The following is a 14,350-nucleotide window of genomic DNA, read 5'->3' as shown; positions in this document are numbered from 1 at the left end:
CTTTATCAGAGTAGACAACTTTTCTCGATAAACTCGTCTACCCAAAGATTTTCTTTATGCCTGACCGCGATTTTGGTCAAGAGCTTCCGGGGATCACCTTTACAATCCGTAATATTGTCACCGTTATGTAGTGAAAGTGACGTTGAGGAAAGGAGGCGAGGCTTCATACACGTCCTCTCTCTGGCCAAGAGTGAGGCGAAAGGGCTCTCCGTAATTCTTCCAGCGCTCCTGGTCCGAAACTTAGGACACGCTGGATAGAGGAAAAATTAAGCGACAGCTCCAGACAATGAAAATACAGCTTGAGATGCATGGCAACCTGCCTGGTCTGATTGGGGGCTGAGTTCACTAATACAATATGACCAAAAAATTTATGCCTTATGGGGTAGAAGGTTTAATCACAAATTCAATCTCCCCAGCGGGTATAGAGGTGCAGGTTAAATCACCGAGTACGCCTATCTCAACATAGGCAAGCTCATAGTGCTGAGTATTAGGAGCAAATAAGGGGGAGGAGGGCGATCGCCCTCCTCCCCCTTATATACCCAAGAAACTGTGAATTGCTTGAGAGAACATACAGAGCCTTTTGCAAACTGCCTTCCAGGGCAATTCACTTCAATTCGGCTTGATCCCAGCAATTCTCAGTATGGGCATCAAAGCCAAGAGTTCACGCCCGTAGGGCGTGAACTCTTGGCTTTGATGCCCGAAAACCGCGCGCCAAAGGCGCGCGGTTTTCGGGCCTGATTTCAAAATGAGAATTGCTGGCTTGATCCCGACGAGAGAAGGTTGGGAGCGATCGCACAATATAATGAGGGGCGTACTTTTGATTGATCAGGTTGGTATCGCGGGCATGTCTGATGTAACGAATGCAAATGATTTGGTGGGTGCGGATGCGGTGGATACAGCGATCGCCCAGGGAATCGATTTTGATGGCACCCCCATCCCTGCCGAAAAGTTGAACTTATATAACAAAGTTATGGGTCTGGAGGCCGGACGGCAACGCAGCGGGGTGAGCAATACAATGCGCTCACGCATTGTCCGCATTGGGGCCAAGCACATTGCTCAAGATGAGCTCAATCAAATGTTACAGAATGCGGGGTTCGCACCCCTCAAAGATAAAGAAATCGCATTCTATTATGGGGGGAAGTGATAAGCCTTAAGGCGTAGTTCCCAAATCCCTTTTCACATGATTGATTTTGCCAGCTTGTTCGATTTTTCCCGGCAGCATTGTGTAGCGATCTGTGCGGTTCTGGTGCCAGCAAATTTGCTCGCGACTTTTCAAACCCTCCTTTTTACGGGGCTTCATCGTCCTGCCAGCAGCCGCCATTGGATTACTCTGGCCGCTAGCACCTATGCCCTCTTGATGCTGCTGCATGTCATGACCTGGTATGTGATTGGGGTAGTGATGGCTCCGACCTTCATCTTGATGGGGTTAGGGCTGTTTTGTATCACCGTGAATGGATGGGCGATCGCCCGTCCCCAGAGTCTAGAAGCCTTCCTCCGTTCACTGGTGCTGTTTATTTCCCACCGAGTACGCCAATGGAACCGACTGAAACCTCAAACTTAATTCTGGGCGGAGTGGCGATCGCCATCCTTCTGTGTGGATTTCTGATGATGTTCACAACGATCTTTACAACCCGCAGTCGATAAAAAACAGTTAAAGAGGTTGACGTTTTGAGTCTTCTAAAGACGAAAAATCAACCTCTTTCAATAGACCTCCTGCATGAATCGATTTGTGAGAGCGTGAATCGTTGCGCCGCGCAGCCGCGCAACGATTCACGCAGGATGTCTAATATGTATGTGCATTAAATGCAAAAAGTGTCCCGCTGCCTGCGACGGCGGGACACGGACAGTTAAACACCGATTTCAGTGTGAAATATCTATCTCCCGTCATCCCGATAGATGTGACGCTTTCTCAAACGTCCATATACCCCTTTCCTGTGTTTTACTCAACAGGATTTACGCATTTATGTTGTAGTTGAGGCGCGGAGCACCTTAACTACAACATAAATGCGTAACCCGAATTCGGATTACGGGCGTTTTTGAGTGCCGCGCAACGTGCGGCACTCCGAAATGGCACTTCAGCTTATTCACTTGCTCGAACTCATGAGCAGTTGGTGTATCAAAAAACGTAACCCGGAGTGGAAGAAAGGGCGATCGCCCTAAGCTTTAAACATCACTCCTTATGCGCCGCGCAGCTCCTCCGGGGGCTGCGATTTTTATGCAAACCAACCCAGGTGAAGGATAGCTTCCTCGATAGCCTGGCGAGCTGACCATCCTACAGCCAGTCCCAGTGCCGAGGTAAGAGTCATGAATAGCAACGCCTGCCACTGGTTTAAGCCAGCATTCTGAAGGTCAAGCCGGGCCAGGACTTCGGCGGCGGCTACAAGTACAAAGTACTCAAAGACGTGGTACCACATCAACGCCAATGTCACGGAGAAAGCCGCAACCATGACAACCGAAAAATATCCCAGGTCAGACTCCAGCCAATTCTTTAAGAAGGTGCGAAATCCGCGAGAGAATGTCGTCAGCAACAAGGCCTGAAACAGCGCGAATACGGCTACGAGAATCCACACAAATCGGGGTGCCGTAATTCGGTATAAAAACCAGCTCAAGACGCTATAGGCTGACATCAAAAGAACCATTGAGGTCAGGAGAGAACGCACTGGAGAGGGGCGAGAGGAAGCCATAGTTTCTCGTTACAAGTTGGTAGAAATGGCATCAACTGGGCAGGTAGGGATGCACTGTTCACAGACAATGCATCGCGATCGCGTAAACATCAGCTTAAAGGTTGTGGGGTCCAGGCTCAGAGCTTCTGTTGGACAGACTCCCGTACAAAGCCCACAGTGAACGCAGACGTCTTCTGCAATTAAGATTTCACGGCTGGCTGTAGAAATGCCGATATCCTGCGATCGCAACCACTCCAAGGCCGCGTCCAACTGATCAATATCACCCGACAGCTCAACCACCAGGGTACCCACCTGGTTGGGAGCAACCTGGGCCCGAATAATATTGGCTGCTACATTAAAATCCTTTGCCAGCCGGTAAGTGACGGGCATGTGCACAGAGCGTTTAGGAAACGTGAGAGTGACGCGTTTTTTCACAGGAAAGCCTTGGGGGTGAGTTCCGCTAGACTGGGAAAGAGGGGCCGTGTGGCCCAGCTTGATGAATCTACCTAAATTTTAGGCGCATCTTTGCGACGCATATGACCCTGAATTCCCCAAATCCTTCCTCTGCTGAACCCACCACGACCTCAATGGCCGGGCGGGTGCGTAACTTCTTAATTGCCCTGGTGGCGATCGCCCTGAGCGCCGCTATTTTTCTAGGCCTTCAAACTGAGTCGGGCTCCTCTTCCTTGACCGCTCAAGCAGAGGCATCCACCCCTCTTGATATGGCCCTGAGTAATGGCAAACCAACCTTGATGGAGTTCTATGCCAACTGGTGTACCAGCTGCCAGGCTATGGCTCCCGACATGGAAGCCTTGAAGCAGGAGTATGGCGAACGCATCAATTTCGTCATGCTCAATGTAGACAATGACAAGTGGCTGCCAGAGCTGATGCGGTATCGGGTGGATGGCATTCCTCATTTTGTATTTTTGAAGCCGGATGGGGGAGCGATCGCCAGCATTATCGGGGAGCAACCACGCCCCATTCTGGCGGCTAATTTAGATGCTCTGGCAGCCGGTAGCGACTTACCCTTCGTACCCCGCCAGGGACAGGTTTCCCAGCTGGAGGCAGCGTCCAACCGCAACCCGGTTCAGGATGATCCTCGCAGCCACGGAGCACAAGTGGTCAATTAACGGCATAGCTGTTTAATCCCCTTATGGAAAGCGGGCAGTGCTGAGCACCGCCCGCTTTCCATAAGGAAATTTAAGCGAATTTAGAGCCCACCAGCGGCCGATTGTTCCAGGTAGGAAGCTTGTTCCCGTAGCATTTGAGCCATTTCTGTATTACCTTGCTGAGCATAGAGATCAGCAGCACGGTTGTAGTTGGCGACAATGTTGCGGGCTTCCTCTGGGCGGAGTCGGGTGGCTTCCGTGTAGAGCGCATCGGCCATATCTAAATAGGCAACTGGCTGGTTGGGATCTGCCTGGGTAGCTTCACGAAAAGCATCGATCGCCCCCAAGAAATTACCAGACTGAACAAGGTTAACCCCGCGTGCATACGCCTCATCGTAAGCCGTAGCGGGACGCACATTCACCGTGTAGCTACCCGCTTGACCGTAGGAAGAACGGGCTAAAATTTTGTAAGCTCCCGTGCTGGGCAAGGTGATGATAATGGTGGGGTTTTGGCTGCGGGCGTAGTCTTCGTTGGTGGCCAGTTCTGTGCCGTTAGGAGACAGCAAGGTCAACGCCCCGTCAAACTCGGTGCTGGTGAGGCTAATAGCAACTCGTTGCCCCGCTGTGCCGTTGTAAACATGCTCGCCCTGGAGAGAGCGGAGACTTCCCTCCCGCTCCAGAATAGGAGTTTGAGCTAGGGCCGCTGAGGAAAAGCATGCACTTCCAGCAAGGGTGGCGATCGCCCCCATTACACCAAGGGCACGGAGCGGCAACATCATTCGAGTCATAAAATCTCCCTAAAAATTGAAAATATCTGGCCACAGCCACATCCCCTACGAATCTCTCCAGATGTCGCCCCGGTCAGTGTTCTTTCACACTATGATTCAAAGCAAGATGGCCTGTTTCCTGATAACTCTATCGTTTGTTTTTCAGGCAAACAAAAAAATCTTGAGTGACCCGGAAAACATCGCAAGGATTAACCCGCCTTTAATATATAGTTTGAGAGGGTTCTAGCCGTTCGTCACCCTCATCTAATTCATCTTCATCTACTTTATTTAGCTCAGTCTAGCCATGCCCCTCCCCCGTGTTCTCAGTGCCATTGTTGCCATTATTCTTGCCGTGGGGATGACGACCCTGGGGGGTTGGTATTACACCGTTGGAATTGCGCTGCTGGTCTACTTAGGGCAGTTGGAGTTTTTTCAGTTGGTCCGGGCAAAAGACATTGTCCCTGCAGCCAAGACAACCCTGGTTGTCAGTCAGGTGTTGCTCGTGATTTCCACTGCGGTCCCTGGCCTGGCAGATGCTGTCGTTCCTGTAGCAGGGACGTTTATCTGCTTTTATCTTCTGTTTCAGCCCAAGCTCGCAACGATTGCAGACATCTCTACCTCAATTTTGGGGCTGTTTTATGGGGGATACTTGCCGAGCTATTGGGTGCGATTGCGATTGCTCGGTCAGGACGATGTGGCAAACCTGCCTCTCAGTGGTTATTGGCCTGGCAATCTGGATCTCCGGCATATGCCTATGGGCTTGACTGCAACGCTACTGGCCTTTGGCTGCATTTGGGCGGCTGATATTGGAGCCTATGTGTTTGGCAAATTTTTTGGCCGTACCCGTCTCTCCAACATTAGCCCTAAGAAGACAGTCGAGGGAGCAGTTTTTGGGGTGATGGGCAGTGTTACGGTAGGGGCGTTTGGTTCATGGTGGCTAGATTGGGGTGGTTTTCCTCTCACAGGCATGGCTCTGGGGCTGCTTATTGGCATTGCTAGCCTACTGGGAGATTTAACAGAGTCCATGATGAAGCGGGATGCTGGGGTAAAAGACTCTGGACAACTTATCCCAGGGCACGGTGGAATTTTGGATCGAGCCGATAGCTATGTCTTTACGGCACCACTGGTGTATTACTTTGTGACACTACTGGTGCCACTTTTGCCCTCTTAAACAAAGGTTGAAGTGCCCATTTTGGTGTGCTTCGCGCACCAAAATGGGCGTTTTCGAGTACCGTGCAGCACTTGAAAACGCCCTTAACCTGAACTCAGGTTGCACCGTAAGGCTGAGTCTCACTGTGCAATGTTGATGAAAGTTTTAGCGAAGCAACAGACTATACCGTTGTTCCAATAACTCTGCCAGACGTGGGTCAGTAAAGTCAGGAATAACCAGGGTAGGGTTAAGGGTTTCTAGATAGTCAGCAGGGTGGCCACTGGCGATCGCCACTGTTGCAATGCCCGCTGCGACTGCCGACTTGATTCCCGATGGAGAGTCTTCAAACACAAGTGCTTCCTCAGGGGCGACTCCGACTCGTTGCAAGGCAGTCTGATACGGCAGCGGATCAGGTTTCCCACGGGGTAATTCCTCCGCAAGCACCACGATAGGAAAAAGGTCTATCCATCCCAGCACTTGCAGCATAAAGTGTGCGTTTTCACGGGGAGCATTGGTGACGATCGCCCGCCCTAAATCCTGAGCTTGCATCCACTCAATCACCTGCGACGACCCTGCCAAAGGTTGTAAATTTCGGGCGCGCTCCCGAAAGGTTGCTTCTTTCAAGTTACTCAGTTTCTGCCGCTCGGTTGCATTTAGATGGGGAAGCAGATCCTGCAAAATCTGATCGTTCAAGCGCCCACTGATGTGCGTGTTATAAAAACCTTCATCCATGGCAATGCCATGGTCTTGCAGAATGGCCTGCCAGGTCACATAATGCACCGGATCTGAGTGAGTCAGGGTGCCGTCAAGATCAAAGAGGAGAGCTTTCAGCATGGTGAAACAGTAGCCTGTGATTTTTTAGCGTAGCGACACCGCCGCCACGCTAAAAAATCACGGATAGAAGAGTTGTTGATACACTTCACGCGCAAACAGCAACCGTTTAATGAATAACCTCTTGGGCAATACCCTCAATCACCCGAGAAAGAGAGTTTTCGGGATACTTCAGCGAGAAGATGCCACTGCTGGCTAGCACCATCATTTCATCGGAGTGGGGCAAAATTCCTGCAACATGGCTTCCATAGGTTTCTTCAACCCGCACCTTGAGCTGGTCAAAATCAAACACCGTAGGAGCTTTATTAACTACCATCAGCAGTTTGGGTACCTCCAGCTTACGGGCCACATCGACCGTTACTGCAGTCCCCTGATAGTCTTGCTGGTCAGGGCGCAGGATCAGAACCAGTACGTCAGAAATCGTGATGGAAAGGAGGGTTTCTTCGTTGAGACCGGGATGGGTATCGATGAGCAAGTAATCTAGATCAAGTTCTTCAATCAGTTCCTGAAATCCTTCATTCAGGAGACCAACGTCGTAGCCTTCCCGTAGAACCCGAGCAATCTCTCCGGCCTTGACACTAGAGGGCACCAGAAAGACTTTGCTGTCATTGGTACCGCGACCTTCCAAAACATGGGTGACGTCATAAGCCACTTCGGCAATGCTCCGCCGCCCCCACAGGTAATCGTTGAGAGACTTGGTAATACTATCCTCGTCAAAACCAAACAGGACATGGATTCCGGGAGATTGAATGTCTGTATCCACAATACAAACCCGGTTTCCCATCCGTGCGATGGTGGCTGCCAGATTAGCAGTTGTATTCGATTTGCCGGTGCCGCCTCGGTAGGAATGGATTGAGACGATCTTGGCCATGACATACCTCCAAACGCAGGGCTATTCATAAGGGGAGCAGTATTGCTCTATCATGCAGCGACTGTAACCCAGATATCCTCGCATGATTGATCATCCAGGGGTCAGGGTACTAGATTCAGGAGCTGCGACAGAGGCGCAATGCTAGAGATACTAAGGGGGAACGGCATTTTGAGCAACTCTTTGAGCGGAGATTTGCTCTCTAGCAAGAATTAACCCAAAACGACTGCCAGTGCCTGATCAATTGCGGTGCCCCCAACACTTAAATTTAAAATCTTTTGTAGAGGCAAATATCCTTCAAAAAATTTCTTGGCAGGTTACTACAGATATTCGAGGGGGTTCACGGGTTCGCCATTGCGACGCACCTCAAAATGTAAGTGAGGCCCAGTGGAAAGGCCCGTGGAGCCCACAGCGGCGATCGCCTGCCCCCGTTCAACCGATTGCCCCTCCTGCACAAATACACGACTGGCATGGCCATAGAGTGTTGTTAGGCTGTCACCATGATCGATAATCACAGCGCGGCCATAGCCGCCGTACCACCCAGCAAAAATAACCGTTCCCCGGTCTGCTGAGTAGATAGTACTTCCATAGGCCGCTCCAAAGTCTACGCCAGCATGGAAGCGGCGGTAACCCAGGATGGGATGAACACGATATCCAAAGCCACTGGTCAGGGGGGCACTACAGGGGAGACTAAAGATCCCAGTACCCCGTACTCTCAAACGGCTGCCAGCCGCCAGGCTGAGCCGTTGGCGAATCAGACCCGCAATGTTATTTGAATCGCGTTCCAGTTGATTCTCGGCAACCTCCAGGGCCTTGCGATCCTGGTTTAAGCGATTCACCAACTGTTCCTGAGTTTTGGCTTGTGCTTCGAATACGGCTTTACGGGCCAGGAGTTGCTGACTAATCAGTGCAATTTCATTCTTTTGCTGCTCAACCGCAGCATGGCGGCGATTGATGTCCTCGGCAATGGTTTTGAGATGATCTAGAAAATCCCGGTCAGACTTGTAAACCCGTCGCAGTTGCGATCGCCGCTCCAAAAACTCATTAATATTCTGGCTATTTAACAGCACAGCCCAACCCTGGCTTCCCTGCTGTCGTTGCAGGAATTGTAGCCGGGCGACCGTCGCGGTTTGTTGCTTCTGGAACTGGTCTTCAGCTTTTGCCAGTTCTGCTTCAAGGGCTTTCAGACGGGCTTCGGCAGCTTTGAGTTGTTGCTCGTTTCGGCGCACCTCATCGGCTGTCGTTTTGATCTGATCTTGCAACCCATCCAATCGATTTTTTGCCGACTTCTCTTGTTGCAGGAGCTGGTTACGCTCGCGCTCCAGACGCTGGCGCTGTTGGTCAATCTCCTGGCGTTGTTGCCGTAACTCATCGATCGATTGGTTAGCCTGAGCAACTTCTATGGTTTGGGCAGGGAGTGCAAAGGCGGGAACAGCTCCTAACCAGACACCGCAAACTACGACCCCCACGCCGATGAGAGCAAGGCAACGATGCCAAACGCTGTAATGATAATTCCGGAACCTCTGTTGAGCCATTGCAAGTGGCGAGCCGTAAGCCGAGTTTTGAACAAACTAACCCCTGAACTAAGAAGCAGCCACCAGAGGGCTGACCCCAGAAACACCCCAAACACAAGGACAAGCGCCGTGGTGCGATCGCCCGCCGCTGTCGCCAACCCCAACCCTGCAAATACTGCTACAAACGACAAAATAGTTGCCGGGTTGGTTAAGGTTAACACCAGGGTGGAGCCATACACTCTCCAGAGAGTATCGCCTTGAGCAGAGACCGCTTGCTCCGCTGGTTTGGAACGGAATGTGCAAACCCCCAGGTAGATCAGGAAGATCCCGCCCACCAGACGAAACCAGAAAACCTGCTGCATCAAGATAGCAGAAATTATAGTCAATCCGAAGGCCGCGATCGCACCATATATAGCGTCAGCCGTAGCCGCCCCCAATCCCGATAGCAACCCGGCAATCTGACCGCGCGCGAGGGTTCGCTGAATACACAGCAAACCAATCGGGCCCACGGGGACGGCGATCGAAAACCCAATAACGAAACCCCGCAAGAAAAAATTAGTATCCATGGTTTTCTCCATCTTCCTGGCAGACCCAGGGCGTTTTCGAGGAGTTGGTTTTTCATCCCGACAGGTACGAAAAACCAACTCCTCTAGGATTCGGGAAGGGGTAAGGGGATTTGGGGAGTTTCCTTAACTGTGGAAAGAGCGATTGTGGTACGAGTGCGTAAAACCCCACGAACCTGCTTAATCTGATCACTAATAATTTGCTCTAGATGGCGCGTGTGACGGCACCGTACTTTAAGCCAGTAATCATCCTCGCCAGCCATGTGGTGGCATTCCTGAATTTCAGGCATTTGTTGCACCACCATCAGGAATTCAGCTCGGTGCTCAGGCCGCTCCAGGGTGACCGCTACATACGCCAACAAATCCATTCCAACAGCAGGAGCATTAACCAGAGCAGCATAGCCCTGAATCACCCCTCGCTCCTCCAGACGACGGACCCGATCCGCCGCGGCTGGAGCCGAAAGCTGTAAAACACCAGCCAAATCAGACCAGGTCATCCGCCCCTGCCCCATCAACTGTTCAACGACTTTATAATCTAAAGAATCTAGGCTCATGGCTTAACTTTATAAGGTAAATTGGCGTTTTAAAGCTAGATAGACAACATTTTTTCTAAGTAGATGGCGATCGCTCAAAAGAAATGCCAATCTGGAAGGGAACCTCACACGTTACACAAAGCGTCTACCTATAAGATTCACCTATATTGGCTTCTGACCTATGGCGTTTAACCGTTTTCAATGGCATATTGCCCTCGCATTTCTAGGGATGGTGCTGGCCCCGGTAGCAGCCTCTGCTCAGACCCAGTTCCCTGTGAATGATGCCCTAGCAGATATTCGGGGGGGTACCTCCATACCGATTTACCTACCTGAGGTCTATCCTGTTTCTGAGCCCGTCTATGTGAATGGTTTGACGAGCCCCGATGGGTACTACCTCACCCTTGACTACACCCCCAATTGCGAAGGCGCGACCGCTTGTAGCGTGGGGAACCTGACCGCTGAGCAGGATGGCTATCGCTATACCGAAAGTGACCTTGAGGCAGGCGATCGCCTCGAAACCGTCCCCTTGGCCAATGGGGTTACAGGTCAGTTTGTTAATCTTTGCGGTGCCTATTGTTCCGCTATCTTGCAATGGGATATGCAAGGGGTGCTCTACACCGTTTACATGAAGAATGGCTCTTTGGAAGATGTTGTCGAGATCGCCAACTCGGCGATTCAGGCAGGGCCAAGAAACTAGGACGGAAAGCACAAGAAAACGCGAATGCTTTGATAAGCAGAAATCAAAGGGCAGGGAGCAGCAGGAAAACTTGCATGCTTTCTGCCTTTTCCTATTAACAGAAACGCCTTCTGACCGTCTGTCCCTTGCCTTCGCTAAAATAGGCCCATAGCGCTACGGGCGATCGCCCATCTACGCCATTTTTATGGATTCTTCCAAAATTGTTTTAACGGGTTTGAAGGCCCATCATTTTCGCCATCCCCTTGACCTGGAGGCAACTCAAGCACTTCAGCAGATTCCTGGGTTGGACATCATCATTCGCAGCGTGCTGGGGTCGGTTGGGGAGCAGTTCTTTCAGTTGGAGAACCTGGCGTCTGGGGTGCAGGTAAGCGAGAAGCAGTTACCCCATCTCCACGAGCTTCTATTGGACGCCTGCAAAATTCTGGAGTTAGAGCCGCCCCAACTCTTCGTTAAGCAGAATCCAGCTCCCAACGCTTACACCTTTGCTATGCGTGGGCAACAGCCCTTTATTGTGCTGCATACCTCGCTCATTGACATGCTGACGCCCGAAGAAATTCAGGCGGTGATTGCCCATGAGCTAGGCCACCTGAAGTGTGAGCATAGTGTTTACTTAACCCTGGCAAATTTGTTGATTCTGGCGGCCAGCACAACCGTTTTAGGGTCGATCGCCGCCCAAACCCTTCAGGAGCGCATGATGGAGTGGGTGCGCTGTGCCGAGTTTACCTGCGATCGCGCAGCTCTGTTGGTCACTCAAAATCCTCGTACAGTGGCCTCGCTGCTCATGAAGCTGTGCGGTGGTTCTCCCGCCTTGGCCCCCATGCTAAACCTGGATGCGTTTCTAGAGCAGGCCCGAGCCTATGAAAATTTGAGCACCTCCGAAATGGGCCGCGTACTGCGTCAAGCCCAGACGGCGCAACTTACGCATCCGGTTCCAGTGCTGCGTGCGAAAGAAGTCGATCGCTGGGCAACCAGTCCAACTTACGAAAATCTTTTACAACGGCGCACAATCCTATATAATAAGGAAACCAAGCCCGAGGGCGGGTGGCGGAATTGGTAGACGCACCACACTCAAAATGTGGCGGCTTCGGTCATGCGAGTTCGAGTCTCGCCCCGCCCATTCACATTACATAGAAAGCGCGGCGTTATGCGCCGCGCTTTTCATTGAGTCCCTACAGCGCTTTTCGTTTGAATCAGCTATGGCTGTCTTTGTGAAAGCCGCGCGGAACGCAGTTCTCACAGAAGCAACCAGATTTTAAGCACTTGAAAAGCGCTGTAAGGCAGGTTCTACAGATAGGGCATTACTTATCGCGGGCAGACCATACACCTGACACCAACATCAGCATGCCACCTGCGAAGAAGGCGATCGCAAACCCTGCTGGAATGATATTCATCCAATCTATGTTTTCCACAGTGCTCCTCTGGGTCGTACTAACTCGTCTACAGCTACAGCTATCAGGTTAAGCCAAAAGGAAAGAGCGGATGCGAAGCATCCGCTCTTTCCTTTTGGCTTGAACGAGACTGGACTACCCGGCTTGGGCACGACGGACTGTAGCGATCGCCGTCTGAGCCACATTGCGCCAGTCGGTTTCATCGCTATAAACCCCTTTGACCAGTTCTCCCTGAGAAAAGACCCGACAGAACAGTACGCTTTCATCGGACCCGGCCTGGGGGGCAATGGTGAGAGGATATTGTAGTTGGGCCGGGGTAAGTTGGGCGACTGCACTCAACAGCCCTTTGCTAAAGTTGGAATCGTGACCAGCCTCAACGATATAGGGGCGATCGCCCTGGAAAAACGCCTGCAACTTAACCGTTTCCCGCCCTCGCCGTTCTAGTTTGGGAAAGGAAATATCGGTTAGATAAGCGGTTAGAGCCGTTTGAGTAACGGGTGTGACGGCGCCATCAGTAACGGTATACCAGAGGCATCCGTTGGAGCGATTGGCATAAATCCGCATGGCTCCTGCGCTGTCATGCAACCCAAGCTGGGGTTTATCAAGTTTGGCCAGAATTTGTTGAAGCAGGTGGTTTTGCTCTCGGAGTACCAGCATCAGAGTGTTGGTCAGGTCTTGCGTTTGAAGCGTGGAGGTCATAATAAGAACCCGAGGGATAGGGGGTACAGAAGTTATGCCCCTGAGGAGTGCGACAAAATCTAGTTTTTGTGCACAAGGTACACAAAAACTAAACTTTTCAAGACTCTACAAGCATCAATTCTGATGATTGCAGGCGCGATCTGAAATCAGCCAGCTCATCCGGGGGAAGCAGGGTTAATTGGGTCGTTTGATGGCGATCGCCTTCAGGTAGCCATGGCATGACTGATTCTGGACGGGCAGGCAATGCATCCAACACAGCACGGCACCGGGCGATCGTTTCGTTTGAAATGTAAGCTTCCATCATTTGATCCTCTAGAAGATGTTCGAAACGCTGATTGGTTAAGGGGGCTAACCCAAGGACATCAGCCATTCCTAATCTGCTCTAGCAACCCCTTCGATGCGTTCTGGCATTAGAGAAAAGGGGTCAATGACATAGTTAGCAAGGGATCAGGGCTATTCTGCTCCCAAAAGCTTCATGCCTGTAAAATAATATTAGTACAAGTGTTCTAATTTGTCTTGTTTTCGTTCGTTATTCTTTCTGGCGGTTGCTAGCAACGGGTGCATCCCACGTTTGCAAATTTGGAAACCCACTTTTGTAAGTGAAGCGGACGAAGCCCGCTTCACTTACAAAAGTGGGATACATCCCCAGCAACCGAGGCTTGTTTCTTGTGAGGGGTCAGCTGCCTCTCCTCTCACGATAAACAAACAAAATCGTGATCAAGGGGAATTCACGCGAAATTTTTAAGGTCGTGCCTTAGAGTAAAAGCAGTACTCAACCAGGGTGAGAACAGAGTATGGTCGAAATCCTGGCCGCCCTTTCTATCTCAGCGGCAGCAGGAATCCGGGTCGCATTGCCATTGTTACTCATTGGCATACTTCGGAGCGATATTCTGTGGACGAATATGCCAATCCTTTCACGGGTGCCGCCCAGTGTCGTAGTGGGCGTTTTGGTGAGCTGGTCTTTGGTAGAGTTGATGCTCTCGAAAGACCGCCTGATGCATCGATTTCTGCAAACAATTCAGCTAGGGTTAGGGCCGATTGCAGGGGCGATCGCGGGCATTGGTGTCGCTCGCACCCTGGGCATTGACGCCTCGATCACCCCCCTTATCGGGATTACCGGAGGTGTCCTGGCCCTGGTGCTGCAACTGGTTCAGGTTGGCTGGTTTTACCGCATCAACAATATTCCCCTCTGGGTGATCTTTGCGCAGGATGTCCTTTGCGTTTCTCTGGCAATTTTCGCCTTTGACGCCCCCGAACATGGCGGTCTACTTGCTCTCCTACTCCTCTGGCTGGCGATCCGCAGCTCTAAGGAATGGCAGCGCTGGTATCGCCACCAGGCCGCTCCAGACTATAAAGATGATCCTCGACGAGGGAAAGAAGACCCGGACTGAAGCTGGTGGATGGTTGTTAGAGAAGCGGCGTTTTGTGCTGTTTTCATAACAATCATCCATAGCTCTAGGGCGTGTCATCAATTAGCCCCTCTGTCGGCTTAGAATCAAAAATCTGAGTTTTTGAAGCCAAAGAGGGAGATGTTACTATGGTGCGCCGTTATGGCCTGCGGGATGAGC

17 protein-coding genes and 1 tRNA gene are annotated in these 14,350 nt (G+C 51.4%); 8 read left to right on the top strand and 10 right to left on the bottom strand.

Annotation, left to right across the window (positions count from 1 at the left end; translation table 11 throughout):
* Nucleotides 1–844 precede the first annotated feature (844 nt).
* Complete coding sequence (locus H6F91_RS26775; protein WP_190775613.1) at nt 845–1,144, top strand: DUF4090 family protein; 300 nt, start codon at nt 845–847, stop codon at nt 1,142–1,144.
* 36 nt (nt 1,145–1,180) lie between these two features.
* Complete coding sequence (locus H6F91_RS26770) at nt 1,181–1,561, top strand: hypothetical protein (RefSeq protein ID WP_190775561.1); 381 nt, start codon at nt 1,181–1,183, stop codon at nt 1,559–1,561.
* Nucleotides 1,562–2,213: 652 nt separating this feature from the next.
* Here H6F91_RS26770 and H6F91_RS26765 read toward each other — a convergent pair.
* Nucleotides 2,214–2,684: a hypothetical protein gene (locus H6F91_RS26765; protein WP_190775562.1), complete on the bottom strand. Its 471-nt coding sequence runs from the start codon at nt 2,682–2,684 to the stop codon at nt 2,214–2,216.
* 9 nt (nt 2,685–2,693) lie between these two features.
* Entirely contained in the window at nt 2,694–3,098 is a 405-nt protein-coding gene (locus H6F91_RS26760; protein WP_190775563.1) for an NIL domain-containing protein, read from the bottom strand.
* A gap of 101 nt (nt 3,099–3,199) precedes the next feature.
* On the opposite strand from H6F91_RS26760, the gene H6F91_RS26755 reads away from it, so the two are divergent.
* Complete coding sequence (locus H6F91_RS26755; RefSeq protein ID WP_190775564.1) at nt 3,200–3,793, top strand: thioredoxin domain-containing protein; 594 nt, start codon at nt 3,200–3,202, stop codon at nt 3,791–3,793.
* A gap of 80 nt (nt 3,794–3,873) precedes the next feature.
* On the opposite strand, the gene H6F91_RS26750 is transcribed toward H6F91_RS26755, so the two are convergent.
* Nucleotides 3,874–4,560, bottom strand: a complete 687-nt coding sequence (locus H6F91_RS26750) for a pre-peptidase C-terminal domain-containing protein (RefSeq protein WP_190775565.1) — start codon at nt 4,558–4,560, stop codon at nt 3,874–3,876.
* Nucleotides 4,561–4,843: 283 nt separating this feature from the next.
* Between H6F91_RS26750 and H6F91_RS26745 the strand changes: the two genes are divergently transcribed.
* Nucleotides 4,844–5,710, top strand: coding sequence for a phosphatidate cytidylyltransferase (locus H6F91_RS26745; RefSeq protein ID WP_190775566.1), 867 nt, complete (start codon nt 4,844–4,846; stop codon nt 5,708–5,710).
* 144 nt (nt 5,711–5,854) lie between these two features.
* On the opposite strand, the gene H6F91_RS26740 is transcribed toward H6F91_RS26745, so the two are convergent.
* The 5 genes from H6F91_RS26740 to H6F91_RS26720 form a co-directional block, all read right to left on the bottom strand.
* Nucleotides 5,855–6,523 (bottom strand): HAD-IA family hydrolase, encoded by a 669-nt coding sequence (locus H6F91_RS26740; protein ID WP_190775567.1) that lies wholly within the window; start codon nt 6,521–6,523, stop codon nt 5,855–5,857.
* Nucleotides 6,524–6,629: 106 nt separating this feature from the next.
* On the bottom strand, nt 6,630–7,391 hold the full coding sequence (locus H6F91_RS26735; protein ID WP_190775568.1) for a MinD/ParA family protein: 762 nt from the start codon (nt 7,389–7,391) through the stop codon (nt 6,630–6,632).
* A 317-nt stretch (nt 7,392–7,708) separates the two neighbouring features.
* On the bottom strand, nt 7,709–8,857 hold the full coding sequence (locus tag H6F91_RS26730; protein WP_347280091.1) for a peptidoglycan DD-metalloendopeptidase family protein: 1,149 nt from the start codon (nt 8,855–8,857) through the stop codon (nt 7,709–7,711).
* On the bottom strand, nt 8,845–9,468 hold the full coding sequence (locus H6F91_RS26725) for a LysE family transporter (protein ID WP_190775570.1): 624 nt from the start codon (nt 9,466–9,468) through the stop codon (nt 8,845–8,847). The genes H6F91_RS26730 and H6F91_RS26725 overlap by 13 nt, the downstream gene beginning before the upstream one ends.
* 83 nt (nt 9,469–9,551) lie before the next feature.
* On the bottom strand, nt 9,552–10,019 hold the full coding sequence (locus H6F91_RS26720; protein WP_190775571.1) for an Lrp/AsnC family transcriptional regulator: 468 nt from the start codon (nt 10,017–10,019) through the stop codon (nt 9,552–9,554).
* 160 nt (nt 10,020–10,179) lie between these two features.
* On the opposite strand from H6F91_RS26720, the gene H6F91_RS26715 reads away from it, so the two are divergent.
* The 3 genes from H6F91_RS26715 to H6F91_RS26705 all read left to right on the top strand — a co-directional run bounded on the left by H6F91_RS26715 (nt 10,180) and on the right by H6F91_RS26705 (nt 11,812).
* On the top strand, nt 10,180–10,695 hold the full coding sequence (locus H6F91_RS26715; protein ID WP_190775572.1) for a hypothetical protein: 516 nt from the start codon (nt 10,180–10,182) through the stop codon (nt 10,693–10,695).
* Nucleotides 10,696–10,879: 184 nt separating this feature from the next.
* On the top strand, nt 10,880–11,752 hold the full coding sequence (locus H6F91_RS26710) for a M48 family metallopeptidase (RefSeq protein ID WP_190775573.1): 873 nt from the start codon (nt 10,880–10,882) through the stop codon (nt 11,750–11,752).
* Nucleotides 11,731–11,812: transfer RNA gene (locus H6F91_RS26705), tRNA-Leu, on the top strand. The genes H6F91_RS26710 and H6F91_RS26705 overlap by 22 nt, the downstream gene beginning before the upstream one ends.
* A gap of 406 nt (nt 11,813–12,218) precedes the next feature.
* Here H6F91_RS26705 and H6F91_RS26700 read toward each other — a convergent pair.
* Nucleotides 12,219–12,782 (bottom strand): hypothetical protein, encoded by a 564-nt coding sequence (locus tag H6F91_RS26700; RefSeq protein ID WP_199308074.1) that lies wholly within the window; start codon nt 12,780–12,782, stop codon nt 12,219–12,221.
* 97 nt (nt 12,783–12,879) lie between these two features.
* Nucleotides 12,880–13,152 carry a hypothetical protein gene (locus tag H6F91_RS26695; RefSeq protein ID WP_190775574.1) on the bottom strand — a complete coding sequence of 91 codons (273 nt, stop codon included), beginning with the start codon at nt 13,150–13,152 and terminating at the stop codon, nt 12,880–12,882.
* A 424-nt stretch (nt 13,153–13,576) separates the two neighbouring features.
* On the opposite strand from H6F91_RS26695, the gene H6F91_RS26690 reads away from it, so the two are divergent.
* Nucleotides 13,577–14,173 (top strand): DUF4126 domain-containing protein, encoded by a 597-nt coding sequence (locus H6F91_RS26690; RefSeq protein ID WP_190775575.1) that lies wholly within the window; start codon nt 13,577–13,579, stop codon nt 14,171–14,173.
* Nucleotides 14,174–14,350 lie beyond the last annotated feature (177 nt).

It is taken from the genome of Leptolyngbya sp. FACHB-8, from assembly GCF_014695575.1.
GTDB lineage: Bacteria > Cyanobacteriota > Cyanobacteriia > Elainellales > Elainellaceae > Vacuolonema.
This window is presented reverse-complemented; position numbering and strand designations above follow the sequence as displayed.